25 protein-coding genes and 1 pseudogene are annotated in these 24551 nt (G+C 69.1%); 13 read left to right on the top strand and 13 right to left on the bottom strand.

Annotated elements, in window-relative coordinates:
• Nucleotides 1-228, top strand: coding sequence for a hypothetical protein (locus ABD256_RS03295; protein ID WP_344413201.1), 228 nt, complete (start codon nt 1-3; stop codon nt 226-228).
• A 399-nt stretch (nt 229-627) separates the two neighbouring features.
• Here the strand turns inward: ABD256_RS03295 and ABD256_RS03290 are convergent, their stop codons facing one another.
• Complete coding sequence (locus tag ABD256_RS03290) at nt 628-984, bottom strand: hypothetical protein (RefSeq protein WP_344413199.1); 357 nt, start codon at nt 982-984, stop codon at nt 628-630.
• A gap of 37 nt (nt 985-1021) precedes the next feature.
• Between ABD256_RS03290 and ABD256_RS03285 the strand changes: the two genes are divergently transcribed.
• Both ABD256_RS03285 and ABD256_RS03280 read left to right on the top strand, forming a co-directional pair.
• Nucleotides 1022-1792: an alpha/beta fold hydrolase gene (locus ABD256_RS03285; protein ID WP_425546369.1), complete on the top strand. Its 771-nt coding sequence runs from the start codon at nt 1022-1024 to the stop codon at nt 1790-1792.
• 237 nt (nt 1793-2029) lie between these two features.
• Nucleotides 2030-2902, top strand: a complete 873-nt coding sequence (locus ABD256_RS03280) for a DUF559 domain-containing protein (protein WP_344413487.1) — start codon at nt 2030-2032, stop codon at nt 2900-2902.
• On the opposite strand, the gene ABD256_RS03275 is transcribed toward ABD256_RS03280, so the two are convergent.
• The 4 genes from ABD256_RS03275 to ABD256_RS03260 all read right to left on the bottom strand — a co-directional run bounded on the left by ABD256_RS03275 (nt 2869) and on the right by ABD256_RS03260 (nt 6807).
• Nucleotides 2869-3918 carry a peptidoglycan recognition protein family protein gene (locus tag ABD256_RS03275; protein ID WP_344413195.1) on the bottom strand — a complete coding sequence of 350 codons (1050 nt, stop codon included), beginning with the start codon at nt 3916-3918 and terminating at the stop codon, nt 2869-2871. The genes ABD256_RS03280 and ABD256_RS03275 overlap by 34 nt on opposite strands.
• 210 nt (nt 3919-4128) lie before the next feature.
• Nucleotides 4129-5022, bottom strand: coding sequence for an HhH-GPD family protein (locus ABD256_RS03270; protein ID WP_344413193.1), 894 nt, complete (start codon nt 5020-5022; stop codon nt 4129-4131).
• 36 nt (nt 5023-5058) lie between these two features.
• Entirely contained in the window at nt 5059-5553 is a 495-nt protein-coding gene (locus ABD256_RS03265; RefSeq protein ID WP_344413191.1) for a beta-class carbonic anhydrase, read from the bottom strand.
• Nucleotides 5554-5706: 153 nt separating this feature from the next.
• Nucleotides 5707-6807: a LacI family DNA-binding transcriptional regulator gene (locus ABD256_RS03260; protein WP_344413188.1), complete on the bottom strand. Its 1101-nt coding sequence runs from the start codon at nt 6805-6807 to the stop codon at nt 5707-5709.
• Nucleotides 6808-6981: 174 nt separating this feature from the next.
• Between ABD256_RS03260 and ABD256_RS03255 the strand changes: the two genes are divergently transcribed.
• From ABD256_RS03255 to ABD256_RS03245, 3 genes are read left to right on the top strand one after another with little or no spacing between them, the layout of a single operon-like run.
• Nucleotides 6982-7905 (top strand): metal ABC transporter solute-binding protein, Zn/Mn family, encoded by a 924-nt coding sequence (locus ABD256_RS03255; RefSeq protein ID WP_344413186.1) that lies wholly within the window; start codon nt 6982-6984, stop codon nt 7903-7905.
• Nucleotides 7905-8735, top strand: a complete 831-nt coding sequence (locus ABD256_RS03250) for a metal ABC transporter ATP-binding protein (RefSeq protein WP_344413184.1) — start codon at nt 7905-7907, stop codon at nt 8733-8735. Before ABD256_RS03255 ends, ABD256_RS03250 begins: the two co-directional genes overlap by 1 nt.
• Nucleotides 8736-8763: 28 nt before the next feature.
• The gene (locus ABD256_RS03245) at nt 8764-9627 is read left to right on the top strand and encodes a metal ABC transporter permease (RefSeq protein ID WP_344413182.1); all 864 of its coding nucleotides are present in this window, start codon (nt 8764-8766) and stop codon (nt 9625-9627) included.
• Here ABD256_RS03245 and ABD256_RS03240 read toward each other — a convergent pair.
• The 7 genes from ABD256_RS03240 to ABD256_RS03210 all read right to left on the bottom strand — a co-directional run bounded on the left by ABD256_RS03240 (nt 9593) and on the right by ABD256_RS03210 (nt 16947).
• The gene (locus ABD256_RS03240) at nt 9593-10906 is read right to left on the bottom strand and encodes an alginate O-acetyltransferase AlgX-related protein (protein ID WP_344413180.1); all 1314 of its coding nucleotides are present in this window, start codon (nt 10904-10906) and stop codon (nt 9593-9595) included. The two genes, ABD256_RS03245 and ABD256_RS03240, sit on opposite strands and share 35 nt — an antisense overlap.
• A 169-nt stretch (nt 10907-11075) precedes the next feature.
• Nucleotides 11076-12302: a DUF445 domain-containing protein gene (locus ABD256_RS03235; protein ID WP_344413178.1), complete on the bottom strand. Its 1227-nt coding sequence runs from the start codon at nt 12300-12302 to the stop codon at nt 11076-11078.
• A 49-nt stretch (nt 12303-12351) separates the two neighbouring features.
• Complete coding sequence (locus ABD256_RS03230; protein WP_425546368.1) at nt 12352-13578, bottom strand: DUF445 family protein; 1227 nt, start codon at nt 13576-13578, stop codon at nt 12352-12354.
• Nucleotides 13579-13630: 52 nt separating this feature from the next.
• The gene (locus ABD256_RS03225) at nt 13631-14095 is read right to left on the bottom strand and encodes a GNAT family N-acetyltransferase (protein WP_344413176.1); all 465 of its coding nucleotides are present in this window, start codon (nt 14093-14095) and stop codon (nt 13631-13633) included.
• An 18-nt stretch (nt 14096-14113) separates the two neighbouring features.
• Nucleotides 14114-15442 carry an MFS transporter gene (locus ABD256_RS03220; RefSeq protein WP_344413174.1) on the bottom strand — a complete coding sequence of 443 codons (1329 nt, stop codon included), beginning with the start codon at nt 15440-15442 and terminating at the stop codon, nt 14114-14116.
• 83 nt (nt 15443-15525) lie between these two features.
• Complete coding sequence (locus ABD256_RS03215; RefSeq protein ID WP_344413172.1) at nt 15526-16320, bottom strand: DeoR/GlpR family DNA-binding transcription regulator; 795 nt, start codon at nt 16318-16320, stop codon at nt 15526-15528.
• A 3-nt stretch (nt 16321-16323) separates the two neighbouring features.
• Complete coding sequence (locus ABD256_RS03210; protein WP_344413170.1) at nt 16324-16947, bottom strand: histidine phosphatase family protein; 624 nt, start codon at nt 16945-16947, stop codon at nt 16324-16326.
• 94 nt (nt 16948-17041) lie between these two features.
• On the opposite strand from ABD256_RS03210, the gene ABD256_RS03205 reads away from it, so the two are divergent.
• From ABD256_RS03205 to ABD256_RS03175, 7 genes and pseudogenes are all read left to right on the top strand, one after another.
• Complete coding sequence (locus ABD256_RS03205) at nt 17042-17725, top strand: HAD family hydrolase (protein WP_344413483.1); 684 nt, start codon at nt 17042-17044, stop codon at nt 17723-17725.
• Entirely contained in the window at nt 17722-19416 is a 1695-nt protein-coding gene (locus tag ABD256_RS03200; protein WP_344413168.1) for a dihydroxyacetone kinase family protein, read from the top strand. Before ABD256_RS03205 ends, ABD256_RS03200 begins: the two co-directional genes overlap by 4 nt.
• Complete coding sequence (locus ABD256_RS03195) at nt 19416-19880, top strand: ribose-5-phosphate isomerase (protein ID WP_344413166.1); 465 nt, start codon at nt 19416-19418, stop codon at nt 19878-19880. Before ABD256_RS03200 ends, ABD256_RS03195 begins: the two co-directional genes overlap by 1 nt.
• Nucleotides 19881-19897: 17 nt before the next feature.
• Nucleotides 19898-20914: a 2-hydroxyacid dehydrogenase gene (locus ABD256_RS03190; RefSeq protein WP_344413164.1), complete on the top strand. Its 1017-nt coding sequence runs from the start codon at nt 19898-19900 to the stop codon at nt 20912-20914.
• Complete coding sequence (locus ABD256_RS03185; RefSeq protein ID WP_344413162.1) at nt 20911-22362, top strand: FGGY family carbohydrate kinase; 1452 nt, start codon at nt 20911-20913, stop codon at nt 22360-22362. The genes ABD256_RS03190 and ABD256_RS03185 overlap by 4 nt, the downstream gene beginning before the upstream one ends.
• Nucleotides 22363-23016, top strand: a complete 654-nt coding sequence (locus tag ABD256_RS03180) for a class II aldolase/adducin family protein (protein WP_344413160.1) — start codon at nt 22363-22365, stop codon at nt 23014-23016.
• Nucleotides 23013-23690, top strand: a pseudogene (locus tag ABD256_RS03175) (SDR family oxidoreductase). The gene ABD256_RS03180 and the pseudogene ABD256_RS03175 overlap by 4 nt, the downstream one beginning before the upstream one ends.
• Nucleotides 23691-23712: 22 nt before the next feature.
• Here the strand turns inward: ABD256_RS03175 and ABD256_RS03170 are convergent.
• Nucleotides 23713-24471 carry a class I SAM-dependent methyltransferase gene (locus ABD256_RS03170; protein WP_344413158.1) on the bottom strand — a complete coding sequence of 253 codons (759 nt, stop codon included), beginning with the start codon at nt 24469-24471 and terminating at the stop codon, nt 23713-23715.
• Between the last annotated feature and the right edge of the window lie 80 nt (nt 24472-24551).

Here is a 24551-nt window from a genome sequence, read left to right as displayed (position 1 = left end):
ATGCGCGTGCTGATGGCGACGACCGCGGGCTCCGGCCACTTCGGGCCGATGGTGCCGTTCGCCGCGGCGTGCCTGCGGGGCGGCCATGAAGTCCTGGTCGCCGCGCCCGAGTCGCTCGGCGACGCGGTTACTTGCGCCGGGCTGCCGTATTGGCCGTGCGCCGACATCGAACCCGACGCGTGCGCCAGGATCATGGCGGCCGGACGCCATCCTTCGCGAGATCGGTGAGACCGGGTCGCGGGTGGCCGGTGACCTCCGTGGTGTGCCACAGGTGCAGGTCCTCGTCGGCTTGGACAAGTTCGTGGATTTCCCGGTCCCGCTCGCGTCGGGCGCGCTGGCATGACGGCGCCGGGTGATTCCGCATGCCGTCCGTCAGCCTCTTTCCCGGTCGATCGAGGAACCGGGCAGCGACCGCGAATTCATCGCTATCGCGAGCCGGACGCGCGGTTGCCACGGCTTTGCCGGACTGATGGCCCGGCACGAGAACCCCTTGTGCTACTCGACTTTCGGAACGGTGTCGGGCTCGCTCCCGTTCGCCGCTTCGGCGTTCCATCCGGCAACGTTGTGCGGTCGAACTGGAACCTGTCGATCGCGATCGTGCTGAGATAACTGGCGATGGGGGGCGGCTCACGCCAGTTCGAACTCCGGCTTCTTGGCGACTTTCGCGGGCAGATCGTCGACCTCCACGGAGGTGACGTTCAGCCCGCGAAAGTCGAGATTGAACCGGCTCAGATCGCTGGTGGCAACGGCCGTCATCGTGCTGTCGCCATCGAGATGCCTTGTCGGCGGGTCGTAGCTGACTTTCACGTGGTAGTCCTGCGCGTCATACCCGCCGTTGCCGTCGTTCGGGTAGCACGGCCCGCCAGCGCCGGGCGCGCCCGCGATCGGATGCGATGGCGGTGGTGGTGGCACCGGCACGCTGGTGGGCGGCGGCTGCCCGTCCGTCGGGCAACCGATAATGAGCGACGGAACGAGGCCGAGCACTAGTGCGGCGCCCCGGCGGTGCATGAGAGGAGCACAGGTGGCCATCTCGCGGGCGGGAGTGGTGGATTTCGGCGGCGAGGGCCCACCGATCCTGCTGTTGCACGGGCTGATGGGCCGCGCGACCACCTGGTGGAGAGCGGCTCGATGGCTGGCCAGGTACGGCCACGTCGTAGGCCTCGACGCCGCTGGGCACGGCCGGGGCGCGACCGAGGGGCCGTGGCACACCGAACGTTTCGTCGAGGACGCGGCCGGACTGCTGCGGGAACTCGACGAAGGGCCCGCGGTCGTGATCGGCCACTCGATGGGCGGGCTGCACGGCTGGGTGCTCGCGGCAACGCACCCCGACCTCGTACGTGCTGTCGTCGTGGAGGACATGGCACCCGACCAACGTGGCAGAACGGTCGACGAGTGGCGCGGGTACTTCGATTCCTGGCCCGTGCCGTTTCGCTCGCTCGCTCAGGTCCGTGACTTCTTCGGCAGCACGGGCGACTACTTCACCGAATGCGTCGCGGAACGGGACGACGGCTACCACCTGCTGGCGGATCTGGAGAACCTGTACGAGATCGCGGCCGAATGGGGGCGCCGGGACTACTGGTCCTTCGTAGACGGCATCAAGTGCCCGCTGCTGGTCATCGAGGCCGAGCACACCGCGATGCCCGCCGGGCAGCAAGCCGTCCTCGCGGCCAGAGCGCCAGGTGGTGGTACCCATCTGCTCGTCCGAGGCGCGGGCCACGTGGTCCACGAAAGCAATCCGCTCGAATACCGAGGCGCCGTGGAAGCCTTCCTGGCCGACGTCTTGGATCGCTGACTCCGGGACGTTTAGCACGCTAAACGTCCCGGAATTCCCGGAATGGCGCCAACTGTGGACAACTGGGGCCGGTGTGGACAACTCAGGCCTGCGCTGGCCTGACGGACGAGCGTTGTCGGGGTCACCGGCGACGGTGGCCGGGTGTTGATCCATACAGACAAAGCAAGCAAGAACAGAGCCACGAGCCCTAGCCTGGCGAGGCTGCCCGAGGTGTTCCGCGGGTCAGTCGCGCGTCGGATGGGCCTGATCACGGCAGGACAGCTGCGCGGCCCGGCAGTCCGGCGGTTGTTCCAGGACGCCTATGCCCGCGCCGACGTCGAGGTCACCCACGAGCTGCGGTGTCGTGCGGCGGCGCTGATCGTGCCTGCCGAAGCCGTCCTCACCGGACGTTCGGCGGCGACCGTGCACGGCGTGGCGCTGGCGAGACCGTACGACCCGGTCGAGTTCGTGGTGCCGGAGAAGCATCGCTTCGGCCCCATCAGCGGGATCGACGTCCGCCGCACCGCGGTCACGCCCACCGAATCCCGTCCGTGGCAAGGAATTCGCATCGCGCGGCCGGCGCGCGTCGCGCTCGACCTCCTTCTCCGCCTGTCGCCCCGGAAGCGCGGATGGGTACGGCGCTTGAGACAAGGCGTGCCCGATCTCGACGCCTACCTCAGATCCGGGCGCGTCCGGAGCCGTGCGTTGGAGACGTTGTTCCACCGTCGCCGAAATCGGGGTATTCGCCTCGCCCGCCAGGCACTCGGGCTGGCCGATCCCCTCGCCGAGTCGCTGCGGGAGTCGGAGGTGCGCGTCGTTCTCCGCGCGGCTGGCTACCACCCCACCTCACAGTTCGTCGTCCGCAGCAGGCGCCGCCGGTTCCGCGCCCGGCTCGATCTCGCGCTCGAGGAAGACAAAGTCGGCATCGAATACGACGGGGCCTGGCACAACACCCCGGCACAACGGGCCCATGACCGTCGAAGACGTGAGCGGCTCGAGGACGACGGCTGGACGATCATCGTGATCACCGCCGACCAACTGGCCGGAGACCACAACCGGATCCTTGAGCGCGTTCACCAGGCGACACGGCTCCGGCGTCAGAGTGTGGCGAGCAGTTCCTTCCAGGTCTGAGTTGTCAGGATCTGCGGCCGGGTACGGGTGGCGTCGGTCAGGACTCCGGCGGCACGGGCGGCTTCGTTGCCGGCACCCGGCCGGATCGGCTGGGTCAGCACGGGCCAGATATCGGCCCCGAGGAAGCCCGTTTCATCGGCATGGGCGTTGCCGTAGCAGAGGTGCGGTGCGATGCCTTTCGCGTTGGCGAGCGCGGCGACGGCGTCGCGTGTGGAGGTTCCGAAGACCCCGTCCGCTGGCACGCTGCGAGCGCCTTGGTTGCGCAGGAGGTGTTGGGCCACAAGGACTTTTTGGCCCGTGTCGCCCGGCTTCAGCAGGGGCCACTCGGCGATCTGCCTGACCGTGAGCCCGAGCGCGCTGCCTACCGCGGTCCGTAGTTCGGGCAGCCGGTTGTACAGAATTTGCCCGGGGCATTCCGTCGAGTTGAAGTCGCGGTGGCCCTTGATGAACTCGGGGGTGATGCCGTATTGGCTCGCGATGTAGGCGACCAGCTTGACCAGCGAGTCCCAGAGCGCCTGCGGGACGTCGACGGTGCTGTAGAGGCCCTCGTTCTCGATACCGATGACCTCGCTGTTGTGGTTCCCGACGTTCGCGCCCTGCACGTGCTGAGTGCCGCCGCGAAGGATTTCGAGACTGCGGTGCCTGCCTTCGGTGACGAACCCGCCTCGGCTGTTCGTGAACTGCTGGCCGGTGTCGATCCAGCCCCGCGTGTCCATGTGGAAGTTCTGGATGGCACGGGAGATCTCGAAGGCGTGTTCCTTCGTGTAGACCTCGTTGTTGCCAGGGTCGACGGTGTGGTGCACGACGATGTAGGTGGGCTTGTGGTTTTCCACGACGATCGCACCGGTGGCGGGCCGGGCACCCCAGTCCGTAGTGCTGAAGATTTCCGGTGCGGGCGCTTTCGCGGTCGCGGCTCTCGCGGTCGCAGTTCCCAGCACCCCCAAGGCGCCCACGGCCGTCACGGTGAGACTGCCTTTCAACAGGGCACGACGGCCGAAGCCGGATTCCGTGGCCATTCTCGATCTCCCTCGACAGGGGGCGCGGCCGGTGTGCAGGGCGACCGGGCCCAGATCGGTCTATTCGGTTATGCGCAGTTGTGCATCAGCAGGGTTGATACCGGCAGACGCTAACCCCTCGAACCGGGCCAGACAACCGCTAACGAACTGATCCAGTAATTCGTTGGCGATCGGCAATGGCGCTGGATGTAGCGTATTGCGCTGTTTGGTCTAATGCTCGCCGGGCAGGGCGAACAGGCCTTCGGTGGTTTGTTCGATCAGACCGTCGACCAGCAGCGAGTCGAGGCAGCGGTCGCGCTGGCCCGCTTCGTGCCAGACGATGTCGAGCTTGCCCTTCGGCACCGGGCCTTCGGTGCCGCGCAGCACGTCCAGCAGCAGACCTCGCACCTGACGGTCCGTGCCCGCGAACCGCTGAACCTGCTTCGCTGGTCCCGCGTACGCGGGGCGCCCGGCATGCTGCCATGCGCAGTCGGCGTGCAGCGGGCAGTCGGCGCAGCGTGGTGACCTCGCGGTGCAGACCAGCGCGCCCAGTTCCATCAACGCCGCGGAGAACCGTGCCGCGCGGGCATCTTCGTCCGGGAGCAGCGCTTCCACGTCGGCCATGTCGCGTTTCGTCGACGGCGGGCCGGCGTCCCCGGCGCCGTGCACGGCGCGCGCGACGACGCGTCGTACGTTCGTGTCGACGACTGGCGCTCGCCTGCCGTAGGCGAACGCCGCGACCGCGCGAGCGGTGTAGGCCCCGATACCGGGCAGCGCGAGCAGGATGTCGACTTCCGCGGGCACAACGTCGCCGTGCTCACGCGCGATGGCGGACGCGGCTTCGTGCAGGCGCAGGGCACGACGCGGGTAACCGAGCTTGCCCCAGGCCCGCACCACCTCGCCCTGCGTGGCTCCGGCCAGCGCGGAGGGCGTCGGCCAGCGTGTCATCCATTCCAGCCAGATCGGCAGGACGCGTGCCACCGGAGTTTGCTGCAGCATGATCTCGCTGACCAGCACACCCCACGCGGTGCAGTCCGGTCCGCGCCACGGCAGATCGCGTCCAACGGTGCCGAACCAGTCGATGAGGACGTCGGGATCGATCGGAGAGGGACTGTGCACGACCATGATGACGTCCATTGTCCTCATGGCCCGGCAGCCGGGTTACTCCACCTCACTGAGCACGCCCGAGCGCACGTCGTAGACGAAGCCGCGGATCACGTCCCGGTGTGGGAGGAAGTCGCTTCGCCTCACGCGTTCGACCGATCGGCGGACGCTGTCTTCGACCTTCTTGAACGCCTCGACCGACCAGGTCGGCCGGAGGCCGGTGGCCGCTTCGAGTTCGTCCTTGAAGTCGTCCTCCGTCACCAGGGACAGGCCGCAGTCGGTGTGCTGGACGATCAGCACCTCCTGGGTGCCGAGCTTGCGCTGGCTCAGCGCGAGTGACCGGATCATGTCATCGGTGACCACTCCGCCCGCGTTGCGGAGCACGTGCGATTCCCCCTGGATGAGCCCGAAGATCTCGAACACCCGCACCCGGGCGTCCATGCAGGTCAGGATCGCCACCCGGAGCGAGGGCTCTGGTGAAGAGCGGTCACCGGGCACCACGTTTCCCAGTGTCGCGTTGCGGGCGAGCAACAGGTCGATCGACGTCGTCATGGCCACCTTCCGGCACAGCTGGGTCCGCGCTCATTTGACCTGGCCACCATCCCAGGGTCAATCGACCAACGACCAGCTCAAGACACCCCGTTCGCCTGCTCGGTCGCTGGGCGCGTTTTGCCCGCTAAACGCGCGCCGGGACGACGGCAGGGGTCAGGGGCCGAACCAGGGCTGTTCGATGGTGCGTGGCGGTCCCGACGTGCTGCCGACCCGCAGCTCCGTCTTCAGGGTGATGATCTTCGGGGCGAGCCGGTCCGCCGAGCCGAGCAGGAGCTTGCCCGCCGCCTTGCCCTTCTCGAGCACGGGCTGGTGCACGGTGGTCAGCCCGGCCCGCTCGGCCTCGGCGATGCCGTCGAAGCCGGTGACGGTGAGGTCGGCCGGTACTCGCAGGCCGCGACGGCTGGCTTCGGCCATCGCGCCCAGCGCCAGGATGTCCGAGGTGCAGATCAGGGCCGTGACCTGCGGGTGCGCGTCGAGCAGCTGCCGCGCGGCGGAAGCACCGTCGTCGACGGTGTGGTCGAACCGCTCGACCACCGGCACGGTCGACCAGTCGACCCCGGCCGCGGAGAACGCGGTGGCCAGCGCTTCGAGGCGGATGCGCTGCACGTGGAAGTGCGCCGAGCTCTGCCGCTCGGGGGGCACGAAGTCGTCGTTGCGTTCGCGGGCGAGCCGCATGCACAGCACGCCGACCTGCCGATGGCCGAGCGACACGATGTGCTGGGCGATCTCGGTCGTCGCCGCGGCGTCATCGGGGCCGACGCGGTCGATGCCTTCGATGCGAGGCTGGTCGACGATCACGGTCGGCACGGGCCGCTGCATTACGGCCGCTAAATGCGGATCGTCGTCCGGGACCGAGTAGACCACGAAACCGTCGACACCGGCCCGGTGCACGGCGGCCACGTCCTCCCGGCCAGGGCTGGCGGGAACGAGGTGCAACCCGACGCCCGCGTCCTCGCAGGCCAGCGCGAGCCCTTCGAGCACGCCCACGGCCGCGGGGTCGCGGAACGCGTAGGAGAGGTTCTCGGTGAGCAGCAGGCCGACCGCGCCGGCCTTGCGCGTGCGCAGCGATCTGGCCACCGGGTCCGGCCCCGGGTACCCGAGCCGCCTCGCGGTCTCCAGCACTCGCCGCCGGAGCTCGGGGGAGAGCTGGTCCGGCCGGTTGTAGGCGTTGGACACCGTGGTCCTGGACACCCCCAGCTCAGCGGCGAGTGACGCGAGCGTCGCTTGCCGCCGTGCGCGTAAAGGCCGACCCATGAGCAAACCGTAACGGTTCAGAACGCATTGCAGAAGCGACACCCCTGCAGACGTGACGCAACCACCTGTTCAGTCCCCCGTAACTGGATTGGGGATCTGTCATCCGGATGGGGTAAAGTGAATTCGACAACGGTTTCCATTACCTACACGGTCCGTCCCCGCAGGAGTCTTTCGATGAGTTCCCGTCGCAGTCCCCGCCTGCTCACCGCTGCCAAGAGCGTGACGATCGTCGCCGCGTTCGCGCTCGGTGCTGCGGCTTGTGGTTCAGGTGGTACCGGCAGCACGGCATCGGGTCAGGCGGGCGGCAAGATCAAGGTCGCGGCGTCCACCAATGTGTGGGGCAGCGTTGCGGCCGCGGTCGGCGGTGACAAGGTCGAAGTCACCTCGATCATCAACAAGCCCGACGCCGACCCGCACTCGTACGAGACCACGCCGCAGGACGCGCTCGCGGTGCAGGACGCCAAGCTGCTGCTGTCCAACGGCGGCGGCTACGACGACTTCTTCGCGAAGCTGAGCGACCAGGCCAAGGACGCGCGCAAGCTCGTCGCCTACGACATCGGCAAGACCGGCGACGAGAACGAGCACGTCTGGTACAGCCTGCCCACCGTCGACAAGGTCGCCGACCAGGTCGCGAGCCAGCTCGGTGAGCTGGACTCCGCCTCGAAGCAGGTCTTCGCCGACAACGCGAAGGCCTTCAAGTCGAAGGTCGACGGCGTCGAGAAGAAGGCCGAACAGATCGGCACCGCCCGCCCGGGGAGCCAGGTCGTCGCCACCGAGCCCGTCGCGCACTACCTCCTGGACGCGGCGAAGGTCACCGACGCCACGCCTAAGGAGTTCTCCGAAGCGATCGAGCAGGAGACCGACGTGCCCGCGGCCACCATCGAGCAGGTCAAGCAGCTGGTCTCGGGCAAGAAGGTCAAGGCGGTGGTCAACAACGCCCAGACCACGACGCCGGTCACGGAACAGGTCATCGGCGCGGCCAAGGCAGCCGGTGTCGCGGTCGTCGACGTGACCGAAACGCTCCCGGCGGGCGTGACGGACTACATTGCCTGGATGACCTCTGAACTCGACAAGCTGGCGGGAGCGCTGAACTCCTGATGGCCGTTTCCCCCGTCGAGATTCGCGCAGGGGTGCTTGCCTTCGGCAATCGCACGCTGTGGTCCGGGCTCGATCTGGAGGTCGAGCCCGGTGAGTTCCTGGCCGTACTCGGCCCGAACGGATCGGGCAAGACCAGCCTGCTGAAGGTGCTGCTCGGCCTTCAGCGGCTTTCCGGTGGCTCGGTGCGGATCGTCGGCAGGGCACCTGGCTCGGCGAACGCCCGCATCGGCTACATCCCGCAGCAGCGCGCCATGCAGGACGGGTTGATGTTGCGCGGCGTCGACCTGGTCGGCCTCGGTTTGGACGGGCATCGCTGGGGGACCGGGCTCTTCGGGATCCGCGAGCGCAGGCGCCGTGTCGCCGAAGCGATCGAAGCGGTCGGCGCCGGGGCTTACGCGAACGCACCGGTGGGCAGGCTCTCCGGTGGTGAGCAGCAACGACTGCGCGTGGCGCAGGCTCTGGTGGGCGAGCCGGATGTGCTGTTCTGCGACGAGCCGCTGCTGTCGCTCGACATCGCGCATCAGCGTGCGGTGAGCGAGCTCATCGACCGGCGCCGTCGTGAGGCCGGGACGGCGGTCCTCTTCGTCACCCACGAGCTCAACCCCGTCCTGTCCTACGTCGACAGGGTGCTCTACCTGGTCAACGGGCAGTTCCGGATCGGGAAGCCCGACGACGTGATGAACTCGAAGACCCTCTCGGAGCTGTACCGGGCCAAGGTCGAAGTGCTGCGGATCGGCGGTCAGATCCACATCGCGGGTGCGCGGAGCGCCGTCTGCGAGGACGAGCCCCACCACCTCGACGACCACGAGTACCAGCACCAGCGCGTGTAGCCAAGATTCAGGAAACGGATTCCAGACAGTGTTCGATTTCGCGCTCACCGGGAAGCTGCTCGGGTTCGACTTCGTCCAGACCGCGCTGCTCGCCGCCGGCGTGCTCGGGCTCGTGGCGGGCTTGCTCGGCCCGCTGATCGTGGCGCGCCGCATGTCCTTCGCCGTGCACGGGACCGCCGAACTCGCTTTCACCGGTGCGGCCGGTGCCCTGCTCGTCGGCGTCACCGTCGGCTACGGCGCACTCGCTGGTGCGGTGATCGCCGCGCTGCTGCTCGGCGTCCTCGGCGGGCGGGAGTCCGACCGCGACTCGGTGATCGGCGTGATCCTGTCGTTCGGCCTCGGTGTCGGGGTACTGCTCCTGACCTTCTACGACGGGCGGACGGCGAACAAGTTCGGCCTGCTCATCGGGCAGATCGTCGCGATCGATCCCGGTGACCTGACCGTGCTCATCATCGCCTCGGTCGTGGTGATCGTGGCACTCGCGCTCATCTACCGGCCGCTGCTGTTCGCGAGCGTCGATCCGGTCGTGGCGGTCGCCCGCGGCGTGCCGACCCGGTTGCTCACCCTGGTGTTCGCGGTGCTGGTGGGTATCGCGACCGCGCTCGGCGTGCAGATCGTGGGCTCGCTGCTGGTGGTGGCGTTGATGGTCACCCCCGCCGCGGCGGCCGCGAGGGTGACCGCGAGCCCGTGGAAGGCAACTGTGCTCGCCGTCGTGTTCGCTGAGGTCGCCGCGCTCGGCGGCATCGTCCTGTCGCTGGCGCCGGGGAAACCCGTGAGCGCGTTCGTCACGGCGATCTCGTTCGCGATTTACGTAGTTTGCAGGCTAATCGCGTTCATGCGGGACCGGGGCCGGAAGGTCAGCGCAGCGGATGCTGCGCCAGTGCCGTCTTGACCGAGTTGAGGTAGGAGTCCTCCAGGAACGGCAGCGAACCGCCCGAGACGGTGCGCTCGACCGCCTCCACCACGACGACCTCGGACTTCACCATCTCGTTGAGCGCGACGTTCAGGTCGCCCGGCCTGGTGTACGACGTCAGCAGGCGAAGGTCGGAGAACCCCGCGCAGAGGTAGTGCGCCGAGTTGTAGGTGAACGAGTCGCCGAAGAACAGGGTCCGCTGGTTGATGGTCTGCGGAAGCGCGGGGCCCTGCCGGTAGGACGGCGCGTTGAAGTCCTTGATCGGGTCGCCGACGCGGTCGGCAGCACCGTCGGGGCTCAGCGAGTACTCGGTGTTCGTCTTCGTGTCCTTGCGACCGAGCAGCGGCGGGAGATCGGCGCCGATCGTGTACTGCCGTATCGGCTTGGCGACCCACGGCGCGCTGACCCCGGGTTTCAGCGACTCCGCGACGGCGCGGGTCATCTCGATCGCGCCTTCGTCCGACCAATGGGTGTCGTTCGGCGAGTAGACCGGGTGCCCCACGCGCTGTTCCGCGGCACGCAGGTCCGGGCGCATGTCGAGTGCCTTGCCCTGCTCGGCGAACTGCCGCCACTGCGGATCGGACGCGGCCTGTGCGCACGTCTTGTGCGGATAGCTCGACGGGAGGTGCTGCGGCACCATCGTCGACTTGTCGGGCGCGACCACGAACACGAACTTCCTGCCGGACGCCTCGACGGCTTGGCGCAGCGTGTTCATCCGGTTCAGGGTCTCGGTGAGCGGCTTGGTCGGCTCACACTTCAGGTCGGCGTCCGCGCCGAAGTACAGCCACCCGTCCTTGCCTTCGATGACTTGGCGAGAACCCGCTTCGCTTTCGGTGCTGCCCGCGTCGGCGGGGTGCTGGTTCGTGCCGCCGACCGGCGGCGGGCTGCCGGGCAGCGGGCCCGCGGCGGGGCCACTGCCCTGGTCCCGGGGCGCCGACTCGCCGAAGAGCCCGCGGCTGATTCCGTCGGCGAGTTCGATGGCGCCCGTCCGGAAGGCCAGCTGATCGGTGCCCCAGCCGGGAAGGCCGGTGAAGAACCCCCAGCCCGCGGCCAGGCTGGGGAACCCGGTGAGGCGGTGGTTCTCGATCTCGCCAGGGCGCACCCCGAACACCCACAGCAGCGTCGGCGTCGCGAAGAACACGAGCGCGCAGATCAGGGCGGTGAGCTGTCGGCCACCGTGGCGGGGGCGGTGCAGCGCGTGCTCGCGGGGGAGCCACGCCTCGTGCACGGCAGGCAGCTGCTGGGGGTCGGTGGCCACGCGCCTACGTTAATCCGTCCGGGTGGTCCTTCGCGGGAAGTGCCCGTCGAAAGTGCCTCCAGACCCCGCAGGAGGCAGATATCGCGCGGGACATTTAGCCCGCGAAACGCGCCGGGCGGCCTGCGCCGGGCGCTGGGGACGTTTAGCCCGCGAAACGTCCCCAGCCGGGTCAGTGGAGCATGAGGAGGACTTGCAGTTCGCCGACGAGGAAGCCGATCACGCCGCCCACCGCGATCAGCTTCCATTCGTCCTGGCGGAAGGCGGGCCGCAACAGGCCCTCGTACTCGATGGGGGTCAGCGCGAGCATGCGTTCTTCGACCATGTTGGCGACGTCCATAGCGGCGGTGAGGTAGCCCTCGGCGTGCCGCATGGTGTCGGGCAGCCGCCGCACGGCTTCTTCCGCGGCGGCGTGCTTGATCTCCCGGAGCCGCTCTCCGCCGACGGTCGCGGCGACTACGGGTTTCGCGAGGCTGGTCTGTTCGTCGACCACCTTCGCGACGGTTCGCTGGACCATCGCGAGCAGCCGGTCCGATCGCGGTCCGCGCAGGATCGAGTCGATCAGGTTGGGGACGGTGAGGACGTCGGTGGCGATGATCTCGCCGTACTGTCGCGCGACCTCGGCACGGCGGCGCTGGAACTTGCCCTGCAGCGTGAACCGGTGGAACACCCGGATCGGCTCCCGCGGCACGAAGATCATCTTGATCGCGAGCCAGTCGGTGAGCAGGCCGATGCACCCGCCGAAGATGGGCAGCACGAGCGGTTCCTTCGTGAGCGCCCACACGACGGCCTGGACGACGCCGAGTGCGAAACCGAAGTAGATCCCCGCGCGGGCGATGAACGCCATCTCCGGCCGCGAGGTCTCGCGGATCAGGCGCACCAGCAGTGCCTTGTCGCCGGTCAGGTTCTGCACGGTCATCTGCTTGACGTCGAGCACTTCGTCGAGGTTGTCCCTGATCTCGTTCATCAGGTCGCGCACGACGCCGGGGCTGGACGCCTGGACCTGCTTGATGATCAGGTCCTGCGCCATCGTCGGCAGCATTTCCCACAGCCGGGGGTGGTACTCCTGCAGCACGTCGCGCGCGATGTCGTCGACGGCGCGCAGCAGCGGCTGCTCGATCTCGCGGGTGATCCGGTCGGGGTCGATCCTGGAAAAGATCTCCTTGAGGTCGATCAGGTTCGAGGTGAGGAGGTCGGTGGCGACGGCGGCCATCCGGCCACCGTGCTTGGGCACGACGCCCTGCCAGCCGAGGAACGGTTTGACCCCGACGAACTCGAGCGGCCGGAACATCATCTCGATCGCGACGCGCTTGGTCGCGTAGCCGATCAACGCGGCGATGAACGGGATCGCGGCGTACAGCGGCCAGTGCCGGGCGAGGTCTTCGAGCACGCCGTCCATGCCTCGGCCTCCCTCGCGATCGCCTACCGAACGGTATCGGTTTGGTGGCTCAGTGCAGCAGCAGGAGTACCTGTAGCTCACCGACGAGGCCGCCGATGACCGCGCCGACCGCGATGAGCTTCCATTCGTCCTGCCGGAAGGCGGGCCGGAGCAGCTGTTCGAACTCGAGCGGGGTGAGCTTGCGCATCCGGTCCACGACGGTGTTGCGGACGTCGAGCGCGTTGATCGCGTACCCCTCCGCGTGCCGGATCGTCTCGGGGACGCGCTCGGCCGCCTTCTTCGCCGCGGTCTGCTTCATCTCCTGGAACTTCCGCGAGCCGACGGCCACGGCGACGAACGGTTTCACGATGCTGGCCTGAGCGTCGATGGTGCGCTGCACCTCGCGGGTGATCATCTGGAACAACCGGTCGGACTTGGGGCCGCGCAGCACTTCCTCGAGGAGGTTCGGGATGGTGATGATCTCGCGCGCGATCATGTCGCCGTAGTCCGCGGCGACCTGGTTCCGGCGCTTCTGGAACACGCCCTGCCAGGTGTAGAAGCCGAAGAACTGGCGTGGCTCCCGGGGCAGGAAGATCATCTTCAGGGCGAGCCAGTCGGTGAGCCAGCCGATCCCGATCCCGAAGAGCGGGAGCACGATGGGCGACTTCGTCAGCGCCCACACGAGGAGCTGCACGCAGCCGAGGTAGAAGCCGAACACGATCCCGGACCTGGCGATGAACCGCATCTCCGGCCGGGAGATGTCCCGGATGAGCCGGTTGAGCAGTGCCTTGTCCCGCACCAGGTTCGTGACGACCATGTGCTTGAGGTCGAGCACGTCGTCGATGTTGCCCGCGATGTCGCGCATGATCTTCGCGATCGCCTTCGGCGCCTCGGTCTGCACGCGCCTGAGCAGCAGCTGCTGCGCGCCGTTCGGCAGCACTTCCCACAGTCTGGGCTGGTACTGCTCCATCACCTCACGGGTGACGTCCTCGACGACGCGCAGCAGCGGCTCTTCGATTTCCTTCGCGAGCTGCTCCGGGTCGAGCCGCGAGAAGATCTCCTTCGGATCGACCAGGTTGGTCGTCAGCATGTCGGTGGCAGTGGTGGCCATCCGCTCGGCATTCGCGGGCAAAACGCCCTGCCAGCCGAGGAAGGGCTTGATGCCGACGAACTCGACGGGCTGGAACATCATCTCGATCGCGACGCGCTTGGTGACGTACCCGATCAGGGCGGCGATGACCGGCATGGTCGCGTACACCTGCCAGTGCGCGGCAAGATCCGCGATCAGACCCTGCACTCCGCCTCCCGCACGTCCGCGACATCCCGCCGCGCACCGTATCGCCCGGCGGTCAGCCCAGCGTGCGCGCCATGCGGGCGAGTTGTTCGATGTCACCCTCCCCGGGATCGAGCACTGCGAAGCCGAGGTGACGGTGGAACGCGATCGAGTTGGTGTTGCGAGGGGACGTGACCGCGCGCACGACGGTGCGATCGGCGGCGCGGACGGTGGCGAAGAAGTCCTCGTAGAGCTTGCGCGCGAGACCGTGGCCGCGAAGATCGGGGCGCACGCCGACGAAGTGGATGTAGGCCGCGTCGGTGTGGTCCTGGGAAAGGAAACCGACCAGGAACCCGGCGAGCCCGTCGCTGTCGGTCACGATCGTGCTCGTGCCCGAGAAGTGTTCGAGGAACACCCGCGGGATCATCAGCGACAGCTCGCGAGCCTGTTCGGGGGTGCGGGAGTCGCGCCACCACGTCTGGATGGCTTCGGAGATCTTCGGGTGATCGGCCGGTGAGGCCCGGCGAAACTCCGTGCTCATCTCCCGCACCCTACCGAGCTAGACGGTCGTCTTCGCCACCTCCTGCAGGCTTGCGTCTTCGGCGATCGCCCGCTCGGTTTCCTCCGGCAGCTTCAGGAATCGGACCAGCACGGCGGCCACCAGGTACAGCGCGGCGAAGATGATGACCACGCCCGCGGCACCCGCCGGGCCGAGGAAGAGGCTGACGATCGCGGGCCCGACGAACGCGGCCGCGCCGGCGCCGAGGTTGAGCAGCGCCATCGCACCACCCTTGTGCTCGGGCGCGAGCGACGGAAGCAATGCCGAGATCGGCACGAACCCGGCGAGCGTCGCACCGTAGAGCGCGCCGACGAGCAGTGCGAGCCAGTAGTAGTCCGCGCCCATCGCGAGCGGCACGAAGTAGAGCAGCACGATCGAGATCGCACAGCCGATGGCGCCGAACCAGAAGATCGTGGTGCGCCAGCCGATCCGGTCGCTGAGCATGCCGAAGATGAGGTTGAAGAAGATGTTCGTGCCGTAGATGACCGACACGAGCAGCAGCCACCTGCTTTCCCCGAACCCGATCTGGTTGATGAAGATCGTCGGGAAGAACACGAGCATGCCGAACTCGGGTGCGGTGTTGATGACGCGCACGATCATGCCGATGCCGACCCGGGGTTTCTTCCACGCGATGGACACGCTGGACATCAGGCCCTGCACCGGTTTGACCTCGGGTGGCGCGAGCCGCTGGAAGCCGGTGCGCTGGCGGACGCCGAGAATCGCGATCAGCCCGCCGAGCAGCAGCAGCGCGACGGAGATCCACAGCGTGCCGTAGTGGCCCATGATCGGGTTCGTGACGCTGGCGACGAGCGCGCCGAGGGTCGGCAGGCCACCGGTGAAGGCGAAGTAGAACCAGCCGACGGCCGCACCGAGCCTCGCGACCGGGGCGACGGCGGTGATCCAGACGAGGAAGCCGAACGCGAACATCGGGTAGCCGAAGCCGCGGATGCCGTAGAACACCAGCATGAGCGCGTAGTTGTGCCCGCCGACGGCGACCGCGAGGAACAGGATGTCGAACACGACCCAGATGGCGAGGCCGATCATCATCACCCGGCGCGGCCCCCACAGGTCGGACAGCGCTCCGGACAGCCAGGACGCGAGCATCACCGCGACGCCGTACACGGTGATCACGTAGGAAGCCTTGATCTCGGTGCCCGCGCCGTTGCTGGCCATGTACGGCGCGATGAAGCCGGACTCGACCCCGTCGCCGATCATGAACAGCAGCAGGCCCAGATAGCCGAGGAACAGCGGCGCGGGCAGGCCCCAGCCGTTCAGCCGCTTAGCGAACGGGCTCTGCCCGGACAACCGCGATGTTGTCGTGTCGTTCATGCACGCCTCCATGACGTCTACCTCGACGTATCATGGACCGTGTTAACTTCACGCGCAAGATGTGATGTGAAAGTCGGCGGATGTTACGAGTACGCGATGTCGACGCGCGTCCGGCCGCGCAGCTCTTCGACCAGCGTCTTCGGCACGTCCGAGTCGACGACGAGCCGTTCGTAGTCGGCCAGTGGCGCCAGCCGGTGCAGTGCGGGCCGCGGCATCTTGCTGGAGTCCATCAGGAGGACCTTGGTCTCCGCGCTGGCCAGCATGGCCCGCTTGACCATCACGATCTCGGGTTCCTGGTGGTAGGTGAGGTCGACGTTCATCGCGGAGGTGGACACGAAGGTCATGTCGACGCTGAGCCGTTCGACGGCTTCGAGGCACGGCATGCCGAGGAACGAGTCGTGGGTGCTCGAGTAGTCGCCGCCGATGCAGATCAGGCGGATGCCCTCGACGTTCTTGAGCACCTCGATGGTGCGCAAGTAGTTCGTGGCCACGGTCAGCGGGGCCAGTTCGGGCAGCAGCTTGGCCAGCGCCAGTGCGCTCGTCGAGTCGTCGAGCAGCAGCGACATCCCGGGTTCGACCAGCTCGACCGCCTTCTTCGCGATCGCGGCCTTCGCGTCGACGTGGGCGTTCAGGCGGTATTCGGCGTTGCTCTCGAACACCGTGGACGGCTGGGCGGACACGCCGCCCCGGAACTTCCGCAGCAGGCCCCGGCGGACCAGTTCGTCGACGTCGCGGTGCACGGTCATGTGGCTGACCCCGGTGAAGTCCACCAGGTCGGTCATCGAAGCGGAACCCCGTGCGACGACGAAGTCGGCGATCTTCTGCTGCCGCTCGCCGCGCGACCTCGCGCTGCCGGGGGCCGATGTCTCGCTCGTCATGGTTCAAGTATTGCGCGTGGTGGGCTGGTTGAACCGCACCATGCCGGTGTGCTCGCCGCGGACGACGAGTTCGGTGAGCGCGGCGTTCTCCAGGCGCGGGAACACCGTGCGGTAGGTGCGTGGCGGGATGCCGAGCAGGCGGCACAGGGTGAGCCGGATGAGCGTGTTGTGCGCGACCACCAGCACGGGGCCGTCGTGCTCGGCCGCGGCGATCTCGCGCAGCGCGGCGGCGCCGCGGTCCGCGGCTTCCTCGGGCGGCTCGGCGTCGGGGAACGCGCCGCTCACCGGGTCCGCGAGAAAGGCGTCGACGAGTTCCGGCCGCTCGGCGCGGACCTCGTCGAGCGTGCGCCCCTCGGCGAGTCCGAAGTGGACCTCGCGCAGGCCCGGCACGATTCGCGGGGTGAGTCCGAGCAGGTCGGCGGCGGGTGCGGCGGTGCGGCGGGCGCGATCCTGCGGCGAGCAGTAGAGCGCGACCGGGCGGCGCGGCAGCTTCGCCACGTGCTCGGCGAGCGCGCGCGCCTGGTCGACGCCGGTCGGCGTCAACGCTACCTCGCTCGTGCCGGCGTACCTGTTCTCCGCGTGCCACTCGGTCTGGCCGTGCCTGGTCACCAACAGTCGCGTTCCCACGGTGCCTCCCTGATCGGAGCAATCTTCTCACGAGCCCGCTGACATATCGCGTCGACCGTGTTAACTTAACATCAACGATGTGAAAGGGGATGTCATGGCGCTCGCCGCGGTCGTGTTCGATCTGGACGGGGTACTCGTCGAGAGCGAGCACCTCTGGGAAGAGAACTGGGTCGCGTACGCGGCAAGGCACCAGGTCGAGTGGACCGCCGGGGACACCTCGACGGTGCAGGGCATGAGCGCCCCCGAATGGGCCGCCTACCTCGCCGATCGCAGTGGTACGAGCGAGACCGTCGAGGAGGTCGAGCGCGCCGTGGTCGACGGCATGATCGCTGCCATTGAGGCGGGCGAAGCCCCGTTGCTCCCCGGTGCGGGCCCGATGGTGCGCGAGGTCAGCGCCAAGGTGCCGGTCGCGCTCGCGTCCTCGGCGGCGCGCCGCGTGATCGACGCGGTGCTCGCGACGCACGATCTCACCGGCGAGTTCAGCGCCACGGTCTCGAGTGCCGAGGTCGCGAAGGGCAAGCCGAGCCCCGATGTCTACCTCGAGGCCGCCTCCCGCCTCGGTTTCGGCGGCGAGCAGTGCCTCGGTGTCGAGGACTCCAGCAACGGGATCAGGGCCGCCGCCGCCGCGGGGCTGACCGTGATCGCACTGCCCAACCCCACCTACCCGCCGAAGCCGGATGCCCTCGAGCTGGCCGCCGCCGTCGCCGAAGACAACGACGACGTCCGCCGCAAGCTCCTCGGCTACCTGGCGGGTGAACCGGCGGAGGCGGCCCGATGACCACACTGGGCACGGCCGAGACCTTCAAGCGCGACTGGGTGGACGGCTTCGTGACCGCGTACGGGCGCACGGTCCGCAAGGTGCCGGACGCGTACGGCGTGATCGCCCGCGAAGCCCCGCGCGCGGGGAAGGTCGCCGTGGTCATCGGCGGTGGCTGCGGGCATTACCCGGCCTTCGCCGGGCTCGTCGGGCCGGGGCTCGCCACGGGTGCCGTGGTGGGTGACGTGTTCACCAGCCCCAGCGCGGAGCAGGTCTACCGCACCGCGCGCGCCGCGGAAGGCGGCGCCGGTGTCCTCTTCGGTTACGGCAACTACCAGGGCGACGTGCTGCACTTCGGCCTCGCCGCGCGCAGGCTCGCCGCCGAAGGCATCGAGAGCCGCACGATCCTGGTCACCGACGACATCGCGAGCGGCCCGGCCGAGAACCCGGAGCGCAGGCGCGGCGTCGCGGGCGACTTCCTGGTCTTCAAGATCGCCGGCGCGGCCGCCGAACGCGGTGACGATCTCGCGGCAGTGCACGCGGCGGCCGCGAAGGCGAACGCGGCCACCAGGACGTTCGGCGTGGCCTTCGGTGGTTGCACGCTGCCCGGTGCGCCGGAGCCGCTGTTCACCGTCGGCGACGGTGAGATGGAACTCGGCCTCGGCATCCACGGCGAGCCCGGCGTCCGCACGGTCGAGCGGCTCTCCGCCACCGAACTGGCCGACGCGCTGGTCGACGGCCTGCTGCCCGAACTGCCCGCGGGCGACGGCCGGATCGCGGTGCTGCTCAACGGCTTGGGCCGGACCAAGTACGAGGAAATGTTCGTCACCTACACCCGGGTTCACGAGCGGCTCGCCGCCGCCGGTCTCAGCCCGCTGCACACCGAGGTGGGCGAGTTCGTCACCTCGCTGGACATGGCGGGCGTTTCGCTGTCGGTGCTGGTGCTCGACGACGAGCTGGCCGAGCTGTACGCGGCACCGTGCGACACACCCGGGTACCGGAGCACCGGCGCGCCGCTGCGGCAGGTCGAGCTGGAGTCCACTGTGGATGAACTGCTGGCGGAGATCCCGCCGGGCGACGGAATCGTGGACAAGGCACTGACCGCCGCGCTCGAGAGCGTCGAGGAGAACGAAGCCGAACTCGGCAGGCTCGACGCCGTCGCGGCCGACGGTGACCACGGCCTCGGGATCACCCGCGGCATGCGCGCCGCGGTCTCGGCAGCGCGGGCGGCGGAACGCGACGGCGAAGGGGTTTCCGCGACCTTGCTCGCCGCAGGTACCGCACTCGCGGACGCGGCGGGCGGGGCTTCCGGTGCCCTCTACGGCGTGCTGCTGGCCGAAACCGGTGCGGGCCTGCGCAGGCTCGACACCATCACGCTGCCCGCGTTCGCGGACGCCGTCGACGGTGCGGCGCGCGCCTTCGTCGAACTCGGCAAGGCCGAGCCGGGCGACAAGACCATGCTCGACGCGATCGAGCCGTTCCGCGGTGCGCTGCGAGAGCAGGCCGAGGCGGGCGCGAGCGTCGCGGACGGCTGGCGCGCTGCCGCGAAGGTCGCCACGGCGGCCGCGCAGGACACCGCGAACCTGGTGCCTGCCAAGGGAAGGGCGGCGCGGCTCGCGGAGCGGAGCAAGGGGCACGCCGATCCGGGCGCGACTTCGTTCGCGCTCATCGTGACGGCGATCGGTGAAGCACTCGGAAAGGAATCGGCCTGATGCGGATCGTGGTTGCCGCGGACAACGCGGGAGTGGACCTCAAGAACCAGGTGCGTGACCTGCTGAAGGCGGACGAGCGGGTCACCGAGGTGACCGATCTCGGTGTCGCCGACGCCGGGGACGACCGCGCCTACCCGGTGCTCGGACTCGCCGCCGCCGAGCAGATCGCGCGGGGCGAAGCCGATCGCGGCGTGCTCGTGTGCGGAACCGGGATCGGCGTCGCGATCTCCGCGAACAAGGTGCCCGGCGTCCGCGCGACCGTCGCGCACGACTCGTACTCGGCGGAACGGTCCGTCAAGTCGAACAACTGCCAGATCATCACCTTCGGCGCCCGGGTGATCGGACCGGAGCTGGCGAAGAAGATCGTGACCGAATGGCTCGGGTACGAGTTCGACCCGGAGTCCGCGAGCGCGTCCAAGGTCGCGCACATCACCGACTACGAACAGACTCACTTGGCCAGCTAGTTCAGAGAGGAACTGGAGTGCGGGTACTCGCTGCGGGAGACGAATTCGTCGGGACCGAGCTGCTGAAGAAGGAGGTGGCGGCGCAGGTGCCCGGCGCGGAGTTCGCCGAGCTCGCGCTGCCGTGGCCGGTGGAGCCGTTCGGGCCGGTGGCAGGCGTGCACGAGGCCAGCGGCACCGAGCAGCAGGTGATCGACGCGATCGTGGGCGCCGAAGTGGCGGTGACCCAGATGGCGCCGTTCACCAAGGCCGTGTTCGCGGCCGCGCCCGGGCTGAAGCTGGTGTCGGTGTGCCGCGGCGGGCCGGTGAACGTCGACCTCGCCGCCGCGACCGAAGCGGGCGTCACGGTCACCTACGCGCCAGGCCGCAACGCGACCGCCGCCGCCGAGTTCGCGATCGGCATGATCCTCGCGTCGATGCGGCGCATCTCCACCTCGTCCGCCGAACTGCTGGCAGGCACCTGGCGCGGCGACTACTACGCTTACGCGCAGACCGGGGTCGAGCTGGACGGCACCACGGTCGGCCTGGTCGGCTACGGCGCGATCGGCGCGAAGGTGTCGAAGGTCTTGCACGCGTTCGGGGCCGAGGTGCTGGTGTCCGACCCGTTCGCCGACCCCGCGCGCATCGCCGCCGACGGCGCCGAACTCGTCGAACTGGACGAGCTGATGCGCCGCAGCTTCGTCGTCAGCCTGCACGCCAGGCTCACCGAAGAGACCAAGCACCTGATCAACGCGGACAAGCTCGCCCTGTTGCCGCACGGCGCGGTGCTGGTGAACTCGGCGCGCGGCGGCCTCCTCGACTACGCGCCGCTGCCGGATCTGCTGCGCTCCGGGCGGCTCGGCGCGCTCGCGCTGGACGTGTACGACATCGAGCCGCCGCCCGCGGACTGGGCGCTGCGCGATGCGCCGAACGTGATCGCCACCCCGCACCTCGCGGGCGCCAGCCGCCAGACCGCGGAGCGCGCCGCCCGGATCGTCGCCGCCGAGGTGGGCCGGTACGCCCGCGGCGAGCAGCTGGCGAACGTGGCGAACCCATGATCATCGGCGTCGACATCGGGACCTCGCTGACGAAGGCGGTCGTCTTCGACTCCGCGGGCGTATCGATCGCGCAGGCCTGCACGCCGTCCGAGGTCCACCACCTGCCGGGCGGGCTGGTCGAGCAGGATCTCGACCAGGTGATGGACACCGTCACCACCGTGGTGCGCGAGGTGGCGAGCCAGCTCGACCGGCCGGTCACCGCGCTCGCGCTCACCGGCCAGGGTGACGGCGTGTGGTTGCGCGATGCCGAGGGAGGCGCCGTCCGTCCGGCGATCTCGTGGCTCGACGGCAGGGCGAATTCACTGCTCGCCAAGTGGCAGGCCGACGGGGTCGCCAGGGAAGTGTTCCGCCGCACCGGGTCGGGCATGTTCCCCGGGTGCGCGGCGGCCATTCTGTCCTTTTTGGACAAGAATGAGCCGGAGGCGCTGGACCGGGCCGCCGTCGCGGGCTACTGCGTCGACGCGGTCGTCCAGCGGCTCACCGGTGAGATCACGGTCGACGTGTCCGACGCGTCGTTGCCCTTCCTCGATCCGGCCACCCGCCGGTACGACGAGGACGCGATCGAGGCGTGCGGGCTCGGGCACCGGCGCTCGCTGTTCGCCGAGCCGTCGCCGCCGAAAGCAGTGTTCCGGCTGGACAAGAGCGGTGCGGCGCTGCTCGGCCTTCCCGAGGGCCTGCCGGTCACCGCGGGGCCGTTCGACCTCCCGGCGAGCGCGATCGGCGCCGGCGTGCGCCGCCCCGGCGACGGGATACTCACCGCGGGCACCACGCTCGCGTGCCAGGTGCTCACCCGCAGCCCCGAGTTCGACCGCGAAGGCGAGCCGGCCGGGATGTTCCTGTGCACGCCGGCCGAGGGCGAGTTCCTGCGCGCCATGCCCGCGATGGTCGGCACGGCGAGCATCGACTGGGCGTGCAAGCTGCTCGGCATCGGGGTCGCCGAAATCGGGCCGCTGCTCGCGTCGAGCGAACCCGGCGCCGGGGGTGTCCGCGCGTTGCCGTTCCTGTCCAACTCCGGTGAGCGCGCGCCGTTCGTCGACGCGTCCGCGCGGGCCCAGTTTTCCGGGCTGAGCTTGGAAAGCGACCGCGCCGAGCTGGTTCGGGCGCTGTGCGAGTCGATCGCTTACGCGGCGAGGCACTGCTTCGAAGCAGCCGGTCTCGACGGCACGCTGTACGCCTGTGGCGGTGGTGTCCGCTCGGCCGAATGGACCCAGATCTTCGCCGACGTGCTCGGCACCCCGATCGTGATCCCCAGTGATCCCGGCGTCGGTGCGCGCGGGGCCGTCCTCGTCGCCGCGGAGGCACTCGGGGCTCCGTTCGACGCAGCGGAATGGGCGAGTCATGCGCGTACTGTCGAGGTGGTACCGGAGAACGCCGAGTTCTATCGGCGGCAGGGGTACGCGGACTACCAGGCGTCGCTCGCCGCGGCGCGCGGACTGTGGAGGTTGTAGGTGCTGCTGGGCGAGGAGCGCGCGGCCGTCTGCGAGTACGCGCGACGGATGACCTCGGACGGCCTCGTGGTGGGCACGTCGGGGAATGTGTCGGCGCGGGCAGGCGAACTGGTCGCGATGACGCCGAGCGGTGTCGACTACGCCGACCTCGCCCCGGAGGACATCCCGGTGGTGTCCCTCGACGGGTCCCTTGTGGACGGTGTACTGAAACCGACCAGCGAGATGCCGATGCACCTCGCCCTCTACCGGGACGCCAGCGACCCGGACGGGGCGCCGGTGTCCGCCGTGGTGCACACGCATTCGGTGCACGCCACCGCGGTGTCCACTGTGGTCGACGAAGTGCCGCCGGTGCACTACATGCTCGCCACGATCGGACCGTCAGCGCGGGTGGCGAGGTATGCCACCTTCGGCACCGACGACTTGGCGACTTCGATGCTGGAAGCGATCGAGGGCCGCCGGGGCTGCCTGTTGGCGAACCACGGGACGGTGACCTACGGCGCCGACCTCGGCGCGGCCTATTCGCGGGCGCAGCAGCTCGAATGGCTCTGCCAGCTGTGGCTGCTGGCGCGGTCGGCGGGTGTGCCGAACCTGCTGCCGCCCGCCGAGATCGAACTGGTGGTGGACAAGCTGAAGTCCTACGGTCAGCGGAAGTGACTCGAACAGCACTGGTCACCGGCGTCAGCGGGCGCAAGGGCATCGGGGCCGCGATTGCGCGCCGCCTGCTCAGCGACAAGCACCGCGTCTTCGCCCGGTCGTGGTCGCCCTACGACGAGACCGAGCCTTGGGGCGCCGACCCGATCGACGAGGTACTCGCCGATCTCGTGCGGCGGGCCGTATCGGCTTTCGGTCCGCTCGACACGCTCGTAGCTCGGTGGCGACCCTCCCCGAACTGACCGCGCCGGAACTCGACCTGGTCTGGGCGGTCAACGTGCGAGCGACGTTGTTGCTGGTGCAAGCGTTTGCGAAGCAGTATCGTCCTGGCGCTCCGCCGGGCCGAGTCGTGCTGTTCACCTCGGCCAGCACCTCGCGCCGATGGCGGGGGAAATCCCGTACGCCACGAGTAAGGGCGCGCTCCACCAGCTCACGCTGACCCTCTCCGACGCGCTGGCCGAGCAGGGTCACGGTCAACTGCGTGAATCCCGGCCCGACCGACACCGGGTGGGCGAGCGACGGCCTCATCCGGAGCGTCGGCCGCGCCCTGCCACGGGGCCTGGAACTCGCCCGCCGAAGCCGCCGGTGTCGTCGCGCTGCTGCTCAGCGACGACGCGGCCACCATCACCGGCCGCGTGATCGACGCCGAAGCCGGTTTCCGCCGCTGGAAGACGTAAGCAGCCGGCGACGTTTAGCCCGCTAAATGTCCCCCGCCGGGTAAGGGGTCGCGCGGGCGATCGTGATGATCTCCGGGCTCGTGGCGGTGAGTGGTCCCCGGTTCCAGTCGCCGAACTGCTCGTCGATCCGCAGGCCTGCCTCGGCGAAGGCGTCGGCCAGCGAGTCCGCGTCCAGGAACCGCAGGGTGCTCTCGCTCCGCCGTGGCCCGGCCCACTTCGGCGAGCTGAATGTCGTAGTGAACCGGACCAGGTCGCCCCACCGGGCCTGCACCTGGTGCGCCGCGCGCACCGTGGTTCCGTCGGCCGTGACCACCTCGACGGCGTTCCCGGGAACCCACCCCTCCCAGGCCCGCGCGGCCGGATTGCGCGTTTCGCAGGCAAAACGTCCTCCCGCGATCAGGGCGCGGCGGATCTTCGCGAGCGCACCGGCCAGGTCCCGATCGGTCAGGAACACCTGCAGTGCGTGCCCCGTCATGACCACGAGGTCGAACGCACGCTCCCAGGAGACGGAAGAGAGATCACCGAGCACCCACTCGATATCGGCACGGTTCCGCGCCCGGGCGAGCATGCCGTCGGCGGGGTCGAGCCCGCACAACCGCCCGGAATGCCCGGCCTCCCTCGCACGGTGAAGCAACGCGCCCGTGCCACAACCGACGTCGAGCACCGCGCTCGCTTCCAGTACGAGCGGCAGGTAGAAGGCCAGGTCGTCGCGGCTGTACCACGGGTGGAGCGAGTCGTAGACCTCGGCGAGTCCGGGGTCGGAAAAGGCTTGGTCGACCATCGCGACACCGTGCCAGGGCCGCCGGGGACGCGCGATCGAATTGCCGCGTTGACCGAGGGTGGGCCTGGACCCACCCTGGT

Origin of the sequence: Amycolatopsis minnesotensis, from assembly GCF_039529815.1 — a bacterium.
Classification (GTDB): Bacteria; Actinomycetota; Actinomycetes; order Mycobacteriales; family Pseudonocardiaceae; genus Amycolatopsis; species Amycolatopsis minnesotensis.
Note: the sequence above shows the minus strand (reverse complement) of the source record. Positions and strands in the feature narration are given on the sequence as shown.